This is a genomic window from Caulobacter sp. CCNWLW153 (assembly GCF_036889365.1).
GTDB lineage: Bacteria > Pseudomonadota > Alphaproteobacteria > Caulobacterales > Caulobacteraceae > Caulobacter > Caulobacter radicis.
Map to the genome: position 1 here is coordinate 136252 of NZ_JBAKFV010000015.1, position 17899 is coordinate 154150.

The 17899-nt window shown below is 68.7% G+C and carries 18 protein-coding genes and 1 pseudogene; 3 read left to right on the forward strand and 16 right to left on the reverse strand.

The window, feature by feature from the left end:
* Positions 1-2: 2 nt before the first annotated feature.
* From V6S85_RS21465 to V6S85_RS21485, 5 genes are all read right to left on the reverse strand, one after another.
* Complete coding sequence (locus V6S85_RS21465) at positions 3-494, reverse strand: OsmC family protein (protein ID WP_334350173.1); 492 nt, start codon at positions 492-494, stop codon at positions 3-5.
* Position 495: 1 nt separating this feature from the next.
* A complete protein-coding gene (locus V6S85_RS21470; protein WP_431830652.1) occupies positions 496-849 on the reverse strand; it encodes a hypothetical protein in 354 nt (117 codons plus the stop codon).
* The gene (locus V6S85_RS21475; RefSeq protein WP_058348047.1) at positions 849-2012 is read right to left on the reverse strand and encodes an acyl-CoA dehydrogenase family protein; all 1164 of its coding nucleotides are present in this window, start codon (positions 2010-2012) and stop codon (positions 849-851) included. The genes V6S85_RS21470 and V6S85_RS21475 overlap by 1 nt, the downstream gene beginning before the upstream one ends.
* Before the next feature lie 2 nt (positions 2013-2014).
* The gene (locus V6S85_RS21480) at positions 2015-3808 is read right to left on the reverse strand and encodes an acyl-CoA dehydrogenase C-terminal domain-containing protein (RefSeq protein WP_334350174.1); all 1794 of its coding nucleotides are present in this window, start codon (positions 3806-3808) and stop codon (positions 2015-2017) included.
* Between the two features lie 100 nt (positions 3809-3908).
* Positions 3909-4388, reverse strand: a complete 480-nt coding sequence (locus V6S85_RS21485) for a MerR family transcriptional regulator (protein WP_101718614.1) — start codon at positions 4386-4388, stop codon at positions 3909-3911.
* A gap of 191 nt (positions 4389-4579) precedes the next feature.
* Here V6S85_RS21485 and V6S85_RS21490 point away from each other — a divergent pair, with 191 nt between their 5' ends.
* On the forward strand, positions 4580-5203 hold the full coding sequence (locus V6S85_RS21490; protein ID WP_334350175.1) for a S24 family peptidase: 624 nt from the start codon (positions 4580-4582) through the stop codon (positions 5201-5203).
* 74 nt (positions 5204-5277) lie between these two features.
* Here V6S85_RS21490 and V6S85_RS21495 read toward each other — a convergent pair whose 3' ends face one another.
* The 6 genes from V6S85_RS21495 to adh form a co-directional block, all read right to left on the reverse strand.
* Entirely contained in the window at positions 5278-5487 is a 210-nt protein-coding gene (locus V6S85_RS21495; protein WP_058348051.1) for a hypothetical protein, read from the reverse strand.
* Positions 5488-5740: 253 nt separating this feature from the next.
* Positions 5741-7399, reverse strand: a complete 1659-nt coding sequence (locus V6S85_RS21500) for a lysine--tRNA ligase (protein WP_334350176.1) — start codon at positions 7397-7399, stop codon at positions 5741-5743.
* Between the two features lie 67 nt (positions 7400-7466).
* Positions 7467-7892 carry an RES family NAD+ phosphorylase gene (locus V6S85_RS21505; protein WP_116569008.1) on the reverse strand — a complete coding sequence of 142 codons (426 nt, stop codon included), beginning with the start codon at positions 7890-7892 and terminating at the stop codon, positions 7467-7469.
* A complete protein-coding gene (gene parS / locus V6S85_RS21510; RefSeq protein WP_116569007.1) occupies positions 7889-8320 on the reverse strand; it encodes a type II RES/Xre toxin-antitoxin system antitoxin in 432 nt (143 codons plus the stop codon). The genes V6S85_RS21505 and parS overlap by 4 nt, the downstream gene beginning before the upstream one ends.
* Positions 8321-8565: 245 nt before the next feature.
* Positions 8566-10518, reverse strand: a complete 1953-nt coding sequence (gene acs, locus V6S85_RS21515; RefSeq protein ID WP_334350177.1) for an acetate--CoA ligase — start codon at positions 10516-10518, stop codon at positions 8566-8568.
* Positions 10519-10863: 345 nt separating this feature from the next.
* On the reverse strand, positions 10864-12384 hold the full coding sequence (gene adh / locus V6S85_RS21520; protein WP_334350178.1) for an aldehyde dehydrogenase: 1521 nt from the start codon (positions 12382-12384) through the stop codon (positions 10864-10866).
* 223 nt (positions 12385-12607) lie between these two features.
* Between adh and V6S85_RS26675 the strand changes: the two are divergent.
* Positions 12608-12682, forward strand: a pseudogene (locus V6S85_RS26675) (hypothetical protein); the annotation flags it as partial.
* A gap of 2 nt (positions 12683-12684) precedes the next feature.
* Here V6S85_RS26675 and V6S85_RS21525 read toward each other — a convergent pair.
* Entirely contained in the window at positions 12685-13620 is a 936-nt protein-coding gene (locus V6S85_RS21525) for a GAF domain-containing protein (RefSeq protein ID WP_334350179.1), read from the reverse strand.
* 214 nt (positions 13621-13834) lie between these two features.
* On the opposite strand from V6S85_RS21525, the gene V6S85_RS21530 reads away from it, so the two are divergent.
* Positions 13835-14584, forward strand: coding sequence for a creatininase family protein (locus V6S85_RS21530; protein ID WP_334350180.1), 750 nt, complete (start codon positions 13835-13837; stop codon positions 14582-14584).
* 354 nt (positions 14585-14938) lie between these two features.
* Here V6S85_RS21530 and V6S85_RS21535 read toward each other — a convergent pair whose 3' ends face one another.
* The 4 genes from V6S85_RS21535 to V6S85_RS21550 form a co-directional block, all read right to left on the reverse strand.
* A complete protein-coding gene (locus V6S85_RS21535) occupies positions 14939-15901 on the reverse strand; it encodes a KpsF/GutQ family sugar-phosphate isomerase (protein ID WP_334350181.1) in 963 nt (320 codons plus the stop codon).
* Positions 15902-16144: 243 nt separating this feature from the next.
* The gene (locus tag V6S85_RS21540) at positions 16145-16960 is read right to left on the reverse strand and encodes a class I SAM-dependent methyltransferase (protein WP_116569001.1); all 816 of its coding nucleotides are present in this window, start codon (positions 16958-16960) and stop codon (positions 16145-16147) included.
* A 54-nt stretch (positions 16961-17014) separates the two neighbouring features.
* Positions 17015-17371, reverse strand: coding sequence for a Rieske (2Fe-2S) protein (locus V6S85_RS21545; protein ID WP_116569000.1), 357 nt, complete (start codon positions 17369-17371; stop codon positions 17015-17017).
* Between the two features lie 8 nt (positions 17372-17379).
* The gene (locus V6S85_RS21550; RefSeq protein ID WP_116568999.1) at positions 17380-17661 is read right to left on the reverse strand and encodes a YciI family protein; all 282 of its coding nucleotides are present in this window, start codon (positions 17659-17661) and stop codon (positions 17380-17382) included.
* Positions 17662-17899 lie beyond the last annotated feature (238 nt).

Sequence of the window (17899 nt, forward strand, 5' to 3'; positions counted from 1 at the left end):
TTTTAAATCGTTGTTCCCAAACGGGATTCTTGGACCGCCGGCTCGACCCGGACATCCGTCCGGACCGAGTTGGCGATGAAACAGGCGTGGTGGGCGGCCTCGTGCAGGGCCGCCAGCTTGGCTTCGTCGGGCGCGTCGCCCTCGAAGACGATGTCGGGGCGAAGGGCGACATGGCTAACCCAGTGAGCGCCATGCTCGTTCCGGGTCATCGCGCCTTCGGCCCTGTCGCGATAGGCGCTGATGAAGAAGCCAGCGCGGCGGGCCAGATCGAGGAAGGTCAGCATGTGGCAGGACGCCAGCGCCGCCACGAACATCTCCTCGGGATCGACGCCCGCCGGATCCGACCAGGGCAGCGGCACCACCGACGGCGAAGCCGAGCCGAGCGCCGTCACCCCGCCGTCGAACGACAGGGTATGGGCGCGGCTGTAGCGGCCCCTGGGAAAGTCCGCCCCGGCCTCCAGCTTCCAGTCGACGATGGCGACGTGGGTCGACATGCTACTTCTTCCAGGTCCCGATCGGCGACTTGTGGATCGGCGCGCAGGAGAGGCCCCGCGCCGAAGCCTTGGCCGAATAGACGACGCGCTGGCCAAACTCCGGCGCCGGCAGGCGACAGGGCGTGAAGCCCGGCGTGTTCACGGTCAGCGTCCAGGTGGCGATCTTGGAGCGCAGCAGGTTGTTGCACTGCTCCACGCCCGGCTTGAGCGGCAGGTCGAAGGCGCCGGGCTGCGGGCGCTTGCCCTCCAGCTTGCCGGAGAACTGAAGCGGGCGGCGCCCCTCGGCCTTGACGCAGACCACGGCCGAGCGGGCCGTATCGTTGGGCGGCGGGGGCGGAGCGTCGGCGAACATCATCAGAGCGTCCTCGCGATCAGCAGCTTCATGATCTCGTTGGTGCCGCCGTAGATGCGCTGGACGCGGCTGTCCTTGTACATCCGGGCGATCGGGTACTCATTCATGAAGCCGTAGCCGCCGAACAGCTGCAGGCAGCGGTCGACGATCTTGTTCTCCAGGTCCGTCACCCAGTACTTGGCCATCGAGGCCGTCGAGGCGTCGAGGTCGCCCTTCAGGTGGCGCTCGATGCAGTGGTTGACGAACACCTTGGCGACGGTCGCCTCGGTCTTGCACTCGGCCAGCACGAACTGGGTGTTCTGGAAGGCGATGATCGGCTTGCCGAACGCCTGGCGTTCCTTGACGTAGGCGATGGTCAGCTCCAGCGCCCGCTCGATGGTGGCCATGCCCTGCACGGCGATGTTCAGCCGCTCCTGCGGCAGCTGGGCCATCAGCTGGAAGAAGCCCTGGCCCTCCTCGGTCCCGAGCAGGTTCTCGGTCGGGATCTTCACGTCGTTGAAGAACAGCTCCGAGGTGTCCTGGGCCTCGTGGCCCAGCTTGTCGAGGTTGCGGCCGCGCTCGAAGCCTTCGGCCCCGTCGGTCTCGACGACCACCAGGCTGGTGCCGCGGGCGCCGCCGGCCGGATCGGTCTTGGCCACCACGATGATCAGATTGGCCGTCTGGCCGTTGGTGATGAAGGTCTTGGAGCCGTTGACGACGTACTGGTTGCCGACCTTCTTGGCCGACGTCTTGACGCCTTGCAGGTCGGAGCCGGCGCCCGGCTCGGTCATGGCGATCGCGCCGACCAGCTCGCCGGTCGACAGGCGCGGCAGCCACCGCTGCTTCTGCTCCTCGGTGCCGTAGTGGAAGATGTACGGCATGACGATGGCGTTGTGCAGGCTGGCGCCGAAGCCGTCGACGCCCTTCTTGCCCAGCTGTTCCATCAGCACGACCTCGTGGCGATAGTCGCCGCCGGAGCCGCCGTATTCCTCAGGCGTGGAGAGGCCGAGCAGACCGGCCTCCCCCGCCTTGTTCCACATCGAACGATCGACGCAGTGGTTCTTGCGCCAGGTCGCCACGACGTTTTCAGGCGCGTGCTCGTCGAAGAACTTGCCCACCGCGTCCTCGAAGATCGCGATGTCTTCTTCGGCCATGAAGGCGGGTTTTGCGACGTCGAGCACGCTCATGATCAGAAAGCCTCCGCGGGCAGCGCCATCAGGGTCGCCGAGCCGGTCTTCAGTTTGGCCAGATGCGCCCCTGCGTCAGGCAAGACCCGCTCGATGAAATATCGCGCGGTCGCCACCTTGGTCGTGAAGAACGGGTCGGTGGAGCCTTCGGCGATCTTGGCGTTGGCCGACTTGACCATCAGGGCCCACATGTAGGCTAGGCCGGTCAGGCCGAAGAGGTGCATGTAGTCGGTCGAGGCCGCGCCCGCGTTGTCGGGGTTCTGCAGGCCGTTCTGCATCAGCCACATGGTGCCGTCCTGCAGCTGGGCCTTGGTCGCCGCCAGGGCGTCGATGAACGGCTTCAGCTCGGCGTCGCCGTCGTTCTCGCCGACGAACTGGTCGATTTCCTGGAAGAAGGTCATCACGCCGCGGCCGCCCTTGGCCGCCAGCTTGCGGCCGACCAGGTCGAGGGCCTGCACGCCGTTGGTGCCTTCATAGATCAGGGCGATGCGGCAGTCGCGCAGGTACTGGCTGACCGGGAAGTGCTCGGTAAAGCCCGAGCCGCCGTGCACCTGCACCGCGTTCGAGCAGACCTGGAAGCCGCGGTCGGTCAGGTAGCCCTTCAGCACCGGCGTCAGCAGGCCCATGTAGTCCTCGGCCTTGGTGCGCACCGCTTCATCCGGGTGGGCGTGGGCCAGGTCGCCGTGCAGGGCGGTCCAGAACAGGAAGGCGCGGCCGCCTTCGATGATGGCCTTGTTCTCCAGCAGCAGGCGACGCACGTCGGGGTGGACGATGATCGGATCGGCCGGGCCGTCGGCGTTCTTCGGGCCCGTCAGCGAGCGGCCCTGCAGGCGGTCCTTGGCGAAGGCGACAGCGGCCTGGTTGGCCGCTTCGGCCTGGGCCACGCCTTGCAGGCCGACGCCCAGGCGGGCCTCGTTCATCATCACGAACATCAGCTTCAGGCCGCTGTTCTCTTCACCGATCAGGTAGCCCTCGGCGTCGTCGTACTGCATGACGCAGGTGGCGTTGCCGTGGATGCCCATCTTCTCTTCGAGGCCCACGCACTTGGCGCCCTCGTTGCGCGCGCCGACGCTGCCGTCGGCGTTCGGGAAGAACTTCGGCACGATGAACAGGCTGATGCCCTTCACGCCGGCCGGGGCGCCCTCGATGCGGGCCAGCACCAGGTGGACGATGTTGTCCGACATGTCGTGCTCGCCGGCGCTGATCCAGATCTTCTGGCCGGTGATCTTGTAGCTGCCGTCCGCCTGCGGGACGGCCTTGGTGCGCAGCAAACCGAGGTCCGTGCCGCAGTGCGGCTCGGTCAGGTTCATGGTGCCGGTCCACTCGCCCGTGATCATCTTGGGCAGGTAGGTCTCTTTCTGCGCGTCGGTGCCGCCGGTGTGGATGGCCGAATAGGCGCCGTGGGCCAGGCCCGGATACATCGAGAAGGCCATGTTGGCGCTGCTCGACATTTCCGAGAACGACAGGTTCACGACGTGCGGCAGGCCCTGGCCGCCATAGGTCGGATCCGAGCCGAGGCCCGTCCAGCCGCCTTCGCACAGGGCCTTGTAGGCCTCCTTGAAGCCCGGCGGGGTGGTGACGGTGTTGGTGACCGGGTCCAGCTTGCAGCCGGTCTTGTCGCCGATGCTGTTCAGCGGGGCCAGGACCTCGCCGGTGAACTGGGCCGCGCCCTCGACGATCTGCTCGACGACGTCGATCGAGGCGTCGGCGAAGGCCGGCAGGGCGCCGTACTGCTCGATGTTGAGCACGTCGCGCAGCAGGAACATGTGATCGCGAACGGGCGGCTGATAGGTCATTTAAAGCAGTCCTGATGGGTCGGATCGGGGAGGTGGAACCAAGGCCCGCCCGCCCCGCCGGTCTTGGCGGAAACGGGCGCGGCCTTGAGTGTTTCTGGCCTTACTTGCCGAGCGCCATTTCGGCGCCGTCGAGGCGGGCGCGCAGCAGCTGCTCGTAGTCGGCCGAGCGCGGCAGCAGGTCGGGACGGATCTCGGCCAGGCGCTTCTCCAGGCGGTCGCAGGCCTCGCGCAGCTCGATCAGGGCGCCGTCGATGTCCTCGCGCTGCTGCTCGAGGGCCGAAGCGCGCTCGCGGAACTTCTTCAGCGACCGGGCCATCTGGGCCGCGCCGTCGTCGTTCTCGTCATAGAGGTCGAGCAGTTCGCGGATTTCCGACAGCGACAGGCCCACGCGCTTGCCGCGCAGGATCAGCTGCAGGCGGACGCGGTCCTTGTGGGAATAGACGCGGTTGAGGCCTTCGCGCGCCGGCGTCAGCAGGCCCTTGTCCTCGTAGAAGCGCAGCGCCCGGGGCGTGGCTTTGAATTCGTTGCACAGCTGACGGATCGAGAACGTGCGCTCGGGACGTCGAAGATCGGCTGCCATCGGTACCCTCCCAGGGTGCGGCCGGCCTTCCCGGCCGGGTCATTGGTTATCGCCGTTCACGCTAGACCGGACCTTGCGGAACGTCAACGCTTACGTAAACGTCAACCTTGACCTTGGGGCATAGGTTTACATTCCTATGGCGGGGGCTTAATTTCCTTGCGGTCCCGTCACTTGGACGTGTGGAGGACCCGATGCTCTCGCACGCCGAACTGTGGACCGCGATCGACGCCCTGGCCAAGCGCTTCGACATGAGCCCCTCGGCCATGGCCAAGCTGGCCGGCCTGGACCCCACCGCCTTCAACCGTTCCAAGCGCGGCGACGTCGACACGCGCCCCCGCTGGCCCTCGACCGAGAGCCTGGCCAAGGTGCTGGAAGCCACGGGCGTGGGCTTTTCGGAGTTCGCGGCCCTGACCGAAAGCGCCCAGGGCAAGCGGGCGGGCATTCCGCTGATCGGCCAGGCCCGCGCCGCGCCGGGCCTGTTCGACGAGGCCGGCGCGCCGCGCGGGGCGGGCTGGGAGGAGATGGAGCTTCCGGGGCCGCGGGAGGACGGGCTCTACGCCCTGGAGGTCGAGGGCGACGCCCTGGCGCCGGTCTATCGCGACGGCGACCGGCTTCTGGTCTCGGCCACGGCCGAGCCCCGGCGCGGCGACCGGGTGGTGGTGATGACCACGAACGGCGAGGTGCTGATCAGGGAACTGGGCCGGCTGACGGCCCGGACGATCGAGCTGACCTCGGTGCTGCGCGACGGCGACGACCGGACGCTCGACCGCATGGCGGTGGCCTGGGTCGCCTGCGTGCAGTGGGTCAGCCAGTAACGGCCTGACCCGGCCTTTCTTTCGAGCACTTCTTCATCCGATAACCGCTTCGCACTTATCGGGGAACGCTCGCCTCAGGTGCGCGGGCAGTCGGCGTGGTGGCCGTTGAGCCAGTCGCGCAGGGCGGCGGCGCGGGGATCCTCGCACGACACGTCGACCCGGTAGGAGGCCCAGGTGTCGTTGTGGGCGGCCTCGATGCGGGCGCCGGGGAACTGCGAAGCGATGCCGCCGATCAGGGAGTCGAATTCCGAACGGTCGTGCGGGCGAAGGGTGAAGGAAGCCATCGGACTATTCCTGGTTCTGATGGTTCCCAGGCTAGACTCCGAAGTTCGCACAAACCCTTAATTCGAAATTCAGATTCCGTTCATGAAACGAGGCACGGTGTCGCAGGCCGCTTAGATCCTCCCCCTCTGGGGGAGGTGGCCCGGAGGGCCGGAGGGGGGCCGTTTTCAGCTTTCGCTGACGTCAACCAGCTGCCGAGATACACCCCTCTCCGTCCGCTCCGCGGACACCTCTCCCACAGGGAGAGGGTTTATCTCAGCCCAGCTTCTCCTCGATGAGGGCGATCGTGCGGTCGATGCCAAAGATCGCCGCGAAGGAGCCGAAGCGCGGGCCCTGGCTCTGGCCCAGCAGCACTTCGTAGAGGGCCTGGAACCAGGCGCGCAGCGGGTCGAAGCCGTGGGCCTTGCCGACCTCGAACACCTCGTTCTGGATCAGCTCGGCGTCCTGGGTTCCGGCCGGCATGGCCTTCAGCTTGGCCAGCAGGTCGAGGATCGCGGCGCGCTCCACGTCGGTGGGGGCGCGGAAGGTCTTCGTGGGCTTCACGAAGTCCTCGTAGTAGTTGATCGCGTAGCCGGCCAGGCGGTCGAGCAGCGGCTGGGTCTCGGCCGACGCGCCCGGGATGTAGCGCGACAGGAAGCCCCAGAGGATCTCCTTGGTCGAGGCGTCGGCGGCCGACACCAGGTTCAGCATCAGGCTGAACGACACCGGCGAGCCCTGCTCCGGCGGCTTGCCGGCGTGGATGTGCCAGACCGGGTTGTCCAGCTGCTTGGCCGGCTCCTGGCGGCCGAAGGCGTCCAGCTGCTGCAGGTACTCGTCCGTCGCCTTGGGGATGACGTCGAAATACAGCTTCTTGGCCGACTTGGGGCTCTGGAACATGTAGTACGACAGGCTCTCCGGCGCGCCGTAGCGCAGCCAGTCCTCCATGGAGAGGCCGTTGCCCTTGGACTTGGAGATCTTCTGGTTGTTCTCGTCCAGGAAGAGCTCGTAGTTGAAGCCTTCCGGCGGAACCCCGCCCAGGGCCTTGCAGATGGCGCTGGAGGCCTTGACCGAGTCGATCAGGTCCTTGCCGCTCATCTCGTAGTCGACGCCCAGGGCGGTCCAGCGCATGGCCCAGTCGGGCTTCCACTGCATCTTCACGTGGCCGCCGGTGACCGGGACCTCGACCTTGCTGCCGTCCTCGTCCTCGAAGACGATCGTGCCCTTCTCGACGTTGCGCTCCAGGGTCGGGACCTGCAGCACCTTGCCGGTGGTCGGGCTCACGGGAAGGAACGGCGAATAGGTGGCCCGGCGCTCCTCGCCCAGGGTCGGCAGCATGACCTTCTGGATGGCGTCGAAGCGGGCGAGCGCCGTCAGCAGGGCCTCGTCGAACAGGCCGCCCTTGTAGCATTCGGTCGACGAGACGAACTCGTACTCGAAGCCGAAGCCGTCGAGGAAGGCGCGCAGGCGGGCGTTGTTGTGGGCGCCGAAGCTGTCGTGGGTGCCGAAGGGGTCGCGGACGACGGTCAGCGGCTTGCCCAGGTCCTCGATCAGCGGCTGCTTGTTCTCGATGTTGTCCGGCACCTTGCGCAGGCCGTCCATGTCGTCGCTGAAGGCGATCAGGCGCGTGGGGATGTGGTCGTCGACCAGCGCGCGGAAGGCCTGGCGCACCATGGTCGTGCGCGCCACCTCGCCGAAGGTGCCCAGGTGCGGCAGGCCCGACGGACCATAGCCGGTCTCGAAGATCACGGCCTTGGACAGGGCCGGATAGGCTTTCACCGCCTCGTCGGCCTTGCCGGCGTCGATCAGGGCCTTGGCGGCCTCCTGGTCGGCGCGGTCGGGGAGGCGCACGCGCAGGACGCGGGCGATGGTGGCGCGCGCCTGCTCGAACGGCCAGGAGCGGGCTTCACGGGCGAGGGGGGAGAGGCCTTCAAACATGGCCGCGCGTATAAACCCTGGCGCGGGATGAGGCTAGGGCGTGGGGGTCACAGCAGGCGGCGGGCCGTCAGAACAGGCGGGGATCGAACCGAAACGGCTCTTCGCGTTCGACCCGCACACCGGCGAAGGCCGGATGGCGTGGATTGATGAGGGTGTTGATCTCCTGCGGCACGACCTGGCTGGGCACGCGCAGGCACAGGGCCTCGCCCGCGATCAGGAAGGCGTCGCCGATCGCCACGCTGTCTCGCGGGACGGCTTCGAGCGCCAAGCTCGGCGCATCGTCCGGCACGTGGATCCAAAGCAGGCGATAGTCCAGCGGCAGCAGGTCGGGCGGCAGGTCCAGATGCACCAGCACCTCCAACACAGCGAGGCTCGGGCTGGCGGCGGCGTAGAGCATCGGCCGTCCGGGCGAGTTCCAGCGACCGCCGTAGAGCCGAGCCCCCTCCCCATCCAGGCCGACATGGGCGGCCTTGGCTATGCGGTGGACGATCAAGCCGCCAGGCCGTGCGCGATCTGGCCGAGCAGCCGCTCGACGCCCTGGGCGCCCAGGTCGGTGTCGGCCATCGAGATCGGCGTCTGGCCTTCCAGCGTGCGATTGGGCCGCTCCAGCCAGCGCCAGGCCCGCTCCTGGTCGCCCAGCACGTCCTCGGCGGCCGCCACCATGCGGGCGATCCGCACCATGCGGTCGGACTCGGCCGGATCCAGCGGCTGGTCGGCCTCGCGGCGACGGTTGAAGGTGCGCCGGGGCATCACATAGGGCTCGATCGCCGAGAACGGTTGGTGCGTGGCCGCCAGGAAGCCGTCGACCGCCGCCACCGACAGGCCCTTACGGACCAGCCGGACGACGTCGAACTCCGTCATGAGCGGGCCGGTAACCGCCTCGCCGCCGAGCAGTTCCTGGATTTTCAAGACCGGGGCCATGCGATCCCAACCAAACGCCGCCACTTTGGCGGCGTTTTGAATATAGACCAGCGACCGGCTGTGGACAAGTTCCACACCCCCTCCCTCGTCATCCCGGCCAGAGCGCAGCGCAGAGCCGGGACCCAGGGGACTGGGCGCGGCATTCAGACTGCCCCTTCGCAGAGACAGCCGCACTGCGCCGGCCCCTGGGTCCCGGGTCTACGGCCCGCTACGCGGTCCTTCGCCCGGGATGACGGGCTTGGGGATTACGCCGCCTTCGCGCCCGCCCGGTTCCTGACCAGGTCATCCACCACCGAGGGGTCGGCGAGGGTCGAGGTGTCGCCCAGCGAATCCACGGCGTTCTCGGCGATCTTGCGCAGGATGCGGCGCATGATCTTGCCCGAGCGGGTCTTGGGCAGGCCGGGGGCCCATTGCAGGACGTCGGGCGCGGCGAAGGGGCCGATCTCGTGGCGGACCCAGAGGACCAGCTGCTTGCGCAGTTCCTCCGTTGGCGTCGCGTCGGCCTTCAGGGTGACGTAGGCGTAGACGCCCTGGCCCTTGATGTCGTGCGGATAGCCGACCACCGCGGCCTCGGCGACGGCCTCATGGGCGACCAGGGCGCTCTCGATCTCGGCGGTGCCCAGGCGGTGGCCCGAGACGTTGATGACGTCGTCGACCCGGCCGGTGATCCAGTAGTAGCCGTCGGCGTCGCGCTTGCAGCCGTCGCCGGTGAAGTACTTGCCGGGATAGGTCGAGAAATAGGTCTCGAAGAAGCGCTGGTGATCGCCATAGACCGTGCGCATCTGGCCCGGCCAGCTGTCGGTGATGACGAGATTGCCCTCGGTCGCCCCCTCCAGAACCGCGCCCTCGGCGTCGACCAGTTGCAGCTTCACGCCCGGCAGCGGCTTGGTGGCCGAGCCCGGCTTCAGGGCCGTGGCGCCCGGCAGGGGCGAAACGAGGATCCCGCCCGTCTCGGTCTGCCACCAGGTGTCGACGATCGGCAGGCGGTCCTTGCCGACCACGCGGTGATACCAGAGCCAGGCTTCCGGATTGATCGGTTCGCCGACGCTGCCCAGCAGGCGCAGCGACGACAGGTCGTTCTTGAGAACGTGCTCGTCGCCCTCGCGCATCAGGGCGCGCAGGGCCGTGGGCGCGGTGTAGAAGATCTCTACCTTGTGCTTGTCGACCACCTCCCAGAAGCGCGACGGGGTCGGATAGTTGGGCACGCCCTCGAAGATCAGGCTGGTCCCGCCGTTGGCCAGCGGGCCGTAGACCACGTAGGAGTGGCCGGTGACCCAGCCCACGTCGGCCGTGCACCAGAAGATCTCGCCGGGGCGATAGTCGAAGACCGACTCGAAGGTCCAGCTGGCCCAGGCCAGGTAGCCGCCGGTGGTGTGCAGCACGCCCTTGGGCTTACCCGTCGAGCCCGAGGTGTAGAGGATGAACAGCGGGTCCTCGGCGTTCATCGGCTCGGGTTCGCAAACAGGCGAGGCGGCCTCCCTGACGTCGTTCCAGATCACGTCGCGGCCTTCGACCACCGGCACGTCGGCGCCGGTCCAGCGGACCATCAGCACCTTCTCGACCTGCGGGCATTGCAGCAAGGCCTCGTCGATATTGGCCTTCAGCGGCACCTTCTTGCCGCCGCGACAGCCCTGGTCTGCGGTGATCACCAGGCGCGAGTCGCAGTCCTGGATGCGGCCGGCGATGCTGTCGGGCGAGAAGCCGCCGAACACGACGGAGTGGATGGCGCCGATGCGGGCGCAGGCCAGCATGGCGACGGCCGCCACCGGAACCATCGGCAGGTAGATGGTGATCCGGTCGCCCTTCCTGGCGCCCAGGTCTTTCAGCACATTGGCCATGCGGCAGACCTGGTCGTGCAGCTGGCCGTAGGTGATCTTGTCGGAGACGCCCGGCTCGTCGCCCTCGAAGATCAGGGCGACGTCGTCCTTGCGATGCGGCAGATGGCGGTCGATGCAGTTGGCGCTGACGTTCAGCACCCCGTCCTCGTACCAGCGGATGCGGAAGTCGTCCTTGGCGTAGGAGACGTCCTTGATCCTGGTCGGCGCCTTGATCCAGTCGAGACGGGCGGCGAGATCGCGCCAGTAGCCTTCGGGATCGCTCTCGACCCGGGCCACGGCGGCCTCATAGGCGGCGGCGTCGATATGGGCCTTGCCCGCCCAGTCTTCCGGAACCGGAAACAGCTGTCCGTCGCTCACCACGCGTCTCCCTAACGTCTCTTCAGTCGATCTTGTCGTCGCCAGCGATGTTGCCGCTGCGTCAGTCGTCGTCTTGCGAGCGGGAGTATGCGAAGCGCCGCCTCCCGCGCAAGAAGACCAATTCTGTTTCGTGCGGCAGAATTCTGGTCTTGTTCGATTTGTCGGTTTTGAGGCCGCTAGAGCCCACCCTATCAGCCCGTCATTCCCGCCCTCGTGGCGGGAAACCCTGGTTCAGCCCGCACGGGGGGAGCAAGCGGCGCGCTCGGCGCGCCGCCCCTTCTGCACCTGCGGCGGATAGAGGGGTTCCCGCCACGAGGGCGGGAATGACGGGAGCTAGGTAGCGCCCGCCTAGAAGAAACCCAGCGCCTTGGCGCTGTAGCTGACCAGCAGGTTCTTGGTCTGCTGGTAGTGGTCGAGCATCATCTTGTGGGTCTCGCGGCCCACGCCCGACTGCTTGTAGCCGCCGAAGGCGGCGTGGGCGGGATAGGCGTGGTAGCAATTGGTCCACACCCGGCCGGCCTGGATGCCGCGCCCGAAGCGGTAGGCGCGCGAGCCATCGCGGGTCCACACCCCGGCGCCGAGGCCAAAAGCGGTGTCGTTGGCGATCTCCAGCGCCTCCTCTTCCGTCTCGAAGGTGGTCACGGCCAGGACGGGGCCGAAGATTTCCTCCTGGAAGATCCGCATCTTGTTGTGGCCCTCGAACACCGTCGGCTCGACATAGAAGCCGTCGGCCAGCTGGCCCGGCAGCACGGTGCGCGAGCCGCCGGTCAGCAGCCGGGCGCCTTCGTTGCGGCCCACGTCCATGTAGCCGAGGATCTTGTTCAGCTGCTCCTCGGAGGCCTGGGCGCCGATCATGGTCGAGGGGTCCAGCGGATTGCCCTGCACCACCGCCTGCACGCGCTTGAGGGCCTTCTCCATGAACCGGTCGTAGATCGACTTCTGCACCAGGGCGCGGCTGGGGCAGGTGCAGACCTCGCCCTGGTTCAGGGCGAACATCGCAAAGCCCTCGAGCGCCTTGTCGAGGAAGTCGTCGTCCTGCGCCGCCACGTCGGCGAAGAAGATGTTGGGCGACTTGCCGCCCAGCTCCAGCGTCACCGGGATCAGGTTCTGGCTGGCGTACTGCATGATGAGGCGCCCGGTGGACGTCTCGCCGGTGAAGGCGATCTTGGCGATGCGCGGGCTCGACGCCAGCGGCTTGCCGGCCTCCAGGCCAAAGCCGTTGACGACATTGACCACGCCGGGCGGCAGCAGGTCGCCGATCAGCTCGAACAGCACCATGATCGAGGCCGGGGTCTGCTCGGCGGGTTTCAGCACCACGCAGTTGCCGGCCGCGATGGCCGGGGCCAGCTTCCAGCAGGCCATCAGCAGCGGGAAGTTCCACGGGATGATCTGGCCGACCACGCCCAGCGGCTCGTGGAAGTGGTAGGCGATGGTGTCGTGGTCGATCTCGGAGATCGAGCCTTCCTGGCTGCGCAGGCAGCCGGCGAAGTAGCGGAAGTGGTCGATGGCCAGCGGCAGGTCTGCGGCCGTGGTCTCGCGGATCGGCTTGCCGTTGTCCCAGGTCTCGGCGTTGGCCAGGACGGCGAGGTTCTCCTCCATGCGGTCGGCGATCTTCAGCAGGATCCGCGAACGCTCGGCGACGCTCGTCCTGCCCCAGGCGTCCTTGGCGGCGTGGGCGGCGTCCAGGGCGCGCTCGACGTCGACCGCCTGCGAGCGGGCGATCTCGCAGACCTTGCGGCCGGTGATCGGCGAGGCGTTGTCGAAATAGCGGCCGTCGGCCGGGGCGACCCACTGGCCGCCGATGAAGTTGTCGTAGCGCGCCTTGAACGGCGGGCGGGATAGCGAGTCGATGAACGCGGGCTTGGTCATGGCTTCCTCCGTCGCGCCGTGTTCGGCGTCATGGGGAGGAGGTTGCGCCCGGATTCTTGATGTGGCGCGGGGGCGCGGCGGAGACGGGCGCGGGGTGTCTCAGGTTTGCGACAGATGGGGCGGCCTCTTAGGGACCCTCTCCCAGAGGGAGAGGGAGGGGCCCAGGCGAAGCCTGGGAGGGTGAGGGGTTTCAGCGTGTCAGGTTGAAGCGCGGGGCCGTGGTCTTTCCGGAAAGGGTGTAACCACTCACCCTCCCACCGCTTCGCGGCGGGCCCCTCCCTCTCTCAAAGAGAGAGGGTTTCAGGAGCGCCCCAGCCCCAGGCGGTTGATCTTCCGATGCAGCGTCGCCCGGCTCACCCCCAGCGCGCTGGCCGCCGCGGACACGTTGCCCCCGGCCGCGCCCAGCGCCCGGCGCACGGCGGCGCGTTCGGCGTCTTCCAGGTCGGCGCCGCGGTCGGGCGAGGGCATCCCCCGCCGCAGCTTGTCGTCGGTCAGGTCCAGGGCCTGGCGGGCGGCGCGGGTGGCGCCGATGACCACGTCGTCGGCGTCGACGGCCAGCATCGGGGTCGAGGCGCGGTCGGCGCGGCCGTCGGCCAGCAGCACGATGCGCGCGCCGGGGAAGGCCTCGCGGAAGGCCTTGGACTCGATACGACGCGCCGCGTCGTTGACCACCGCCTCCATCAGCCCGGTCATGCCGTCCAGACCCGGCCGGCAGGACGAGACGTCCAGCGCGCCGGCCAGCCGCCCCTGCGGGTCGAACAGCGGCGCGACGGTGCAGCTAAGGCCGATGTTGCGGGTGTGGAAGTGCTGGTCGCGATGGATGGTCAGGGTGCGCTGCTCGGCGATGCAGGTGCCGATGCCGTTGGTGCCCTCGCGCGCCTCGCTCCACACAGCCCCGGTCCACAGGCCCCAGCGGTGGAACACCGGATCGTCGGCCGCCGCGCCCCGGCGGTCGACAGGGACGCCGGCGCTGTCGGTCAGCAGCACGCAGGACCCCTGCGCCCCCACCGCCTGGAACAGGGCGTCCAGCGTGTCGGACGCCGCCGCGCGCAGGGCGCCCATGCGCTCCTGGACCTGCGAAAGCTCGCGTTCGGTGAGGGTGTCGGGGGCCTTGCGGTTTTCGGGGTCCAGGCCGTGCAGGACGAGGCTGCGCCGCCACGAGGCCGCCACCGGCGACAGGGCGGGCCCCGCGCCGTCGAGCACGGCCAGCACGTCCCGGGCGTGGGCTTGAGCCATCAGCGGCCTCCTCCCCGGCGCCCGTCGATGACGCCAGGAAGGCACCTTGCGCGCGGTAGGCGTCCCGGGGCAAGCACGCGCAGGTCGAGTGCGCCGTCGCCCGGCCGCACGCCGTTCGGGCAGATTGGGGGTCGGCGAAGCCCGACTTCGGGCGTAAAGCGCTGGAAAAGCCGGTCGCAACGCCGGCCGCCGACGTCTTTCGGAGTACCCCGCCATGCTGCTCGCCCTCTCGACCTGGCCAGAGATCGAAGCCTTCCTCCAGCGTTCGAAGACGGTGATCGTGCCGATCGGCTCCAACGAGCAGCACGGCCCCACGGGCCTGCTGGGCACCGACTGGCTGTGCCCGGAGATCATCGCCCACGAGGCCAGCAAGCGCTCGGACGAGGTGCTGGTGGCGCCGACCTTCAATGTCGGCATGGCCCAGCACCACCTGGCCTTCCCGGGCACCATCTTCCTGCGCCCGTCGACCTTCATGGCCGCCATCGGCGACTGGACCCGCTCGCTGGGCGCCCACGGGTTCGAGAAGATCTATTTCCTCAACGGCCACGGCGGCAACGTCGCCACCATCGAGGCGGCGTTCTCGGAGATCTACGCCGAATACAGCTTCCGCAAGGAGCGCTGCCCCTTCGCCATGAAGCTGAAGAACTGGTGGGACCTCGACGGCGTCAACGCTCTGGCCATGCGCCAATTCCCGGTCGGCCACGGCAGCCACGCCACCCCGTCCGAGATCGCCGTGACCCAGTGGGGTTATCCGGACAGCATCAAGACGGCCGAGTACGAGCCCAAGATCGCTCCCACCGGCCCGATCCGCGAGGCCCTGGACTTCCGCGCCCGCTACGCCGACGGCCGCATGGGCTCGGACCCGGCCCTGGCCACGCCCGAGAAGGGCGGCGAGCTGGTCGAGCAGGCGGTCGTCTCGCTGATCAAGGACCTGGCGGCGTTTGGCGCGGAAGAGCGGCCGTAGCGCCAAATCCCTCTCTTTTTGAGAGAGGGAGGGGCCCGCCGCGCAGCGGTGGGAGGGTGAGAGGTTTCACCGTCGACCGGTGAAGGGCGATTGTTTTCGCCTATAGAGCTTCCGCCTTCCTCGCCCCTGTGGCGAGGAGCCATGGTTGGGCCAGGCTGGGCGTTTTCGGACGGGACGCCGCCGGTGTGGCCGCCCAGCCCTGAACGATCTGGGCGGCTGAAGCCTGGGCCCTAGGCACAAGGCCTAGGGAAGCGGGTTTGGGTAAGTCCGCGCTCCATCCGGCGAGCGTGTAACCTCTCACCCTCCCACGCCGTCGGCGTGGGCCCCTCCCTCTCTCGCAGAGAGAGGGCTTTCCTAGATAACCCCCGCCCGCAGCAGGTCGTGGACGTGCAGCACGCCCACCGGCTTGCCGGACTCGACGACGAACAGCACGGTGATCCGGCGCTCGTTCATCACCTTCAGGGCCTCGGCGGCCAGGGCGTGGGGGCCGATGACCAGCGGACCCTTGGTCATCACCTCGCCGGCGGCGTGGGTCATCAGGCCGTCCATGTGGCGGCGAAGGTCGCCGTCGGTGATCAGGCCGACCAGGGCGCCGGCCGCGTCGACCACGCCGACCGCGCCGAAGCGCTTCTGGCTCATGACCAGCAGGGCCTCGCTCATCGGCGCGCCCTCCCCGATCAGCGGCAGCTCGCCCTCGCCATGCATCAGGTCGGCCACGGTGCGCAGCATCGCGCCCAGCTTGCCGCCGGGGTGGAAGACACGGAAGTCGCTGGCGGTGAAGCCCCGGCTCTCCAGCAGCGCCACGGCCAACGCATCGCCTAGCGCGATCTGCAGGGTGGTCGAGGTGGTCGGGGCGTTGACTTCCGCCGTGGCCTCCGGCGCGTCGGGCAGCAGCAGCAGCACGTCGCCGGCCTGGCCCAGCTGGCTGGTGGCGACGGCGGTGACGGCGATCAGCGGGATCGAAAAACGCTTGCAGTAGGCCAGGGTGTCGGCCAGTTCGCGCGCCTCGCCCGACTTCGACAGGGCCAGCACCACGTCGTCGGGACCGATCATGCCGAGGTCGCCGTGGCTGGCCTCGGCCGGGTGGACGAACATCGCCTGGCTGCCGGTCGAGGCCAGGGTGGCGGCGATCTTGCGCGCCACGTGGCCCGACTTGCCCATGCCGGTGCAGACGATGCGGCCCTTGGCGTCGTGCATCACCTGGACGGCGCGGGTGAAGGCCTCGCCCAGGCCGTCGGCCATCTGCGAGAGGGCCTGGGCCTCGATGCTCAGCACCCGGCGGCCCACGGCCACGGCGTCGGAAATCGTATCGGTCATGTGGTCAGAAACTCCGTGCGCAGCCCATATCAGGCCCCGCGCGGTTGATCGACCCCGGGGCTGGCCCGATCCCCGGTACGAAGCAGTCATCCTTAAACCCGTTTTTCCCCGCGAAGGCGGGGACCCAAGCAGAGCCCGCGGATCGCTCACGGCCGCGCCTTCTCCCGAAACGCAGCTTGGATCCCCGCCTTCGCGGGGAGGCTCGGAGGAAAACGGCCAGAACTACTGAGTGCCGCCCAGCGCCTAGCGCGGGATCTCGGCGGTCTTGACCAGGGCCACCTGGCGATAGACCGCCGCGACCTCGAAATAGCGGCCGAAGGCGGCGTGGAAATGATCCACCGCCTGCTTCACGCCCGGGCCGCCGATCTCGCTGATGTCGTGCCAGTAGTCGTCGAGCACCATCATGCCGCCCACCTCCAGCAGGCTGGCGCAGCAGCACAGGTCGATCATCACCGCCAGGGCGGTATGGCTGCCGTCGACATAGATCAGGTCGAACTTGCGGCCGGACTCCAGCATCTTGGGCAGCTCGTAGGTCGAAAAGCCCTTGTGGGTGTCGACCTGACCGAAGGTGGTGCGGGCCATGTTGCGGTGGAAGCGCGGCTCGACCGCCAGGTACTTCTCTTCCGGGTTCAGGCCTTCGTCGAACCACGGGTCGATCACCGTCACGTCGAGGCGCTCGGGAAACATCCAGTCCATGAAGGCCAGGTTGCGCCCCTCGTAGGCGCCGATCTCCATGTAGCGGACCTTGGGCCCGCCCGCCGGGCGCCTGGCCATGAAGTCGCGCAGCAGCGGGGCCACGAACGGGATGTTGTTGGCGGCCCAGGCCGAGGTGAACTCGAAGCCCTTGGTCTCGCAGTCGGCGGCGAAGGCCGCGGCGCTGTCGTTGTCGCGGGCCTTGCCCAGCATGGTCCGGGCCAGCTGCGGGGCCAGGCGCGGATTGATCTTGCCCAGCGAGCGCAGCTTGGCGCCGGCGCCGCGGGCGTCGACGGCGTCGGTCAGTTCGGCGTCGAAAGCGCCGGTGGGGGCGCCAGTGGGGGCGGGAGTCGATCCGTCGGCCATGCCTGGCTCCTCTCAAGGTCGAGAGAGGTTAGCCGACCATCGGTTAAGGAAGGGTCAGGCCGCCAGGACCTGACCGTCCTCGACCCGGATCGGCCAGACGGTCAGGAACTTGCCGCCGCACGGCCCCGCCACGCAGGCGCCGTCGGCGATGCGAAACAGGGCCGCGTGGCCGGCGCACAGGATCAGGTCGTTCTCGCGGGTGAGAAAGCGGCCGTTGATCCCGGCCAGCGGCCAGCCGGCGTGGGGGCAGCTGTCGACATAGCCGAACACCCCGCCGTCCTTGCGGACGACGAAGCCTGCGAACATCGCCTGCCCTTCACGGTAACGGAAACCCGCCGCGCCCGGCTCGGGGATGTCGGCCAGGGCGCAGATCGCCTGGCCGGGCGCGGGGCGGGCGGGATTGTCGTCCATCAGGAGCGTCAGACCGAACCGACGGCCAGGCGCCAGGGATTGATCTCGACGCTCTCGAAGACGCCGGCGGCGGTGTAGGGGTCGTTGTCGGCCTGGGCCTGGGCGACCGACTTGTCGTCGGCCTCGACCACCAGGATCGAGCCGATCGGGTTGCCGGCGTCGTCCAGCAGGGCGCCGGCCAGCTTCAGGTTGGCCGACTGGGCCAGGTACTCCAGGTGCTTGGGGCGCACGGCCAGGCGGGTTTCGAGGGCGCCGGGCTTGTCCTTGCAGACGATGGCGTAGAGCGGCATGGGCGTTCCTTCCTGAAGATCCTCCCCCTCTGGGGGAGGTGGCCCGGAGGGCCGGAGGGGGGTGTGGCTCTGATGGATCCTCCCCCCGTGGGGGAGGTGTCGGCGCAGCCGACGGAGGGGGGAGTGACCGCCGAGACGGCCAGCGCCTCGAAAGCTGAAAACGGGGGGGGGGGGGGGGGGGGGGGGGGGGGGGGGGGGGGGGGGGGGGGGGGGGGGGGGGGGGGGGGGGGGGGGGGGG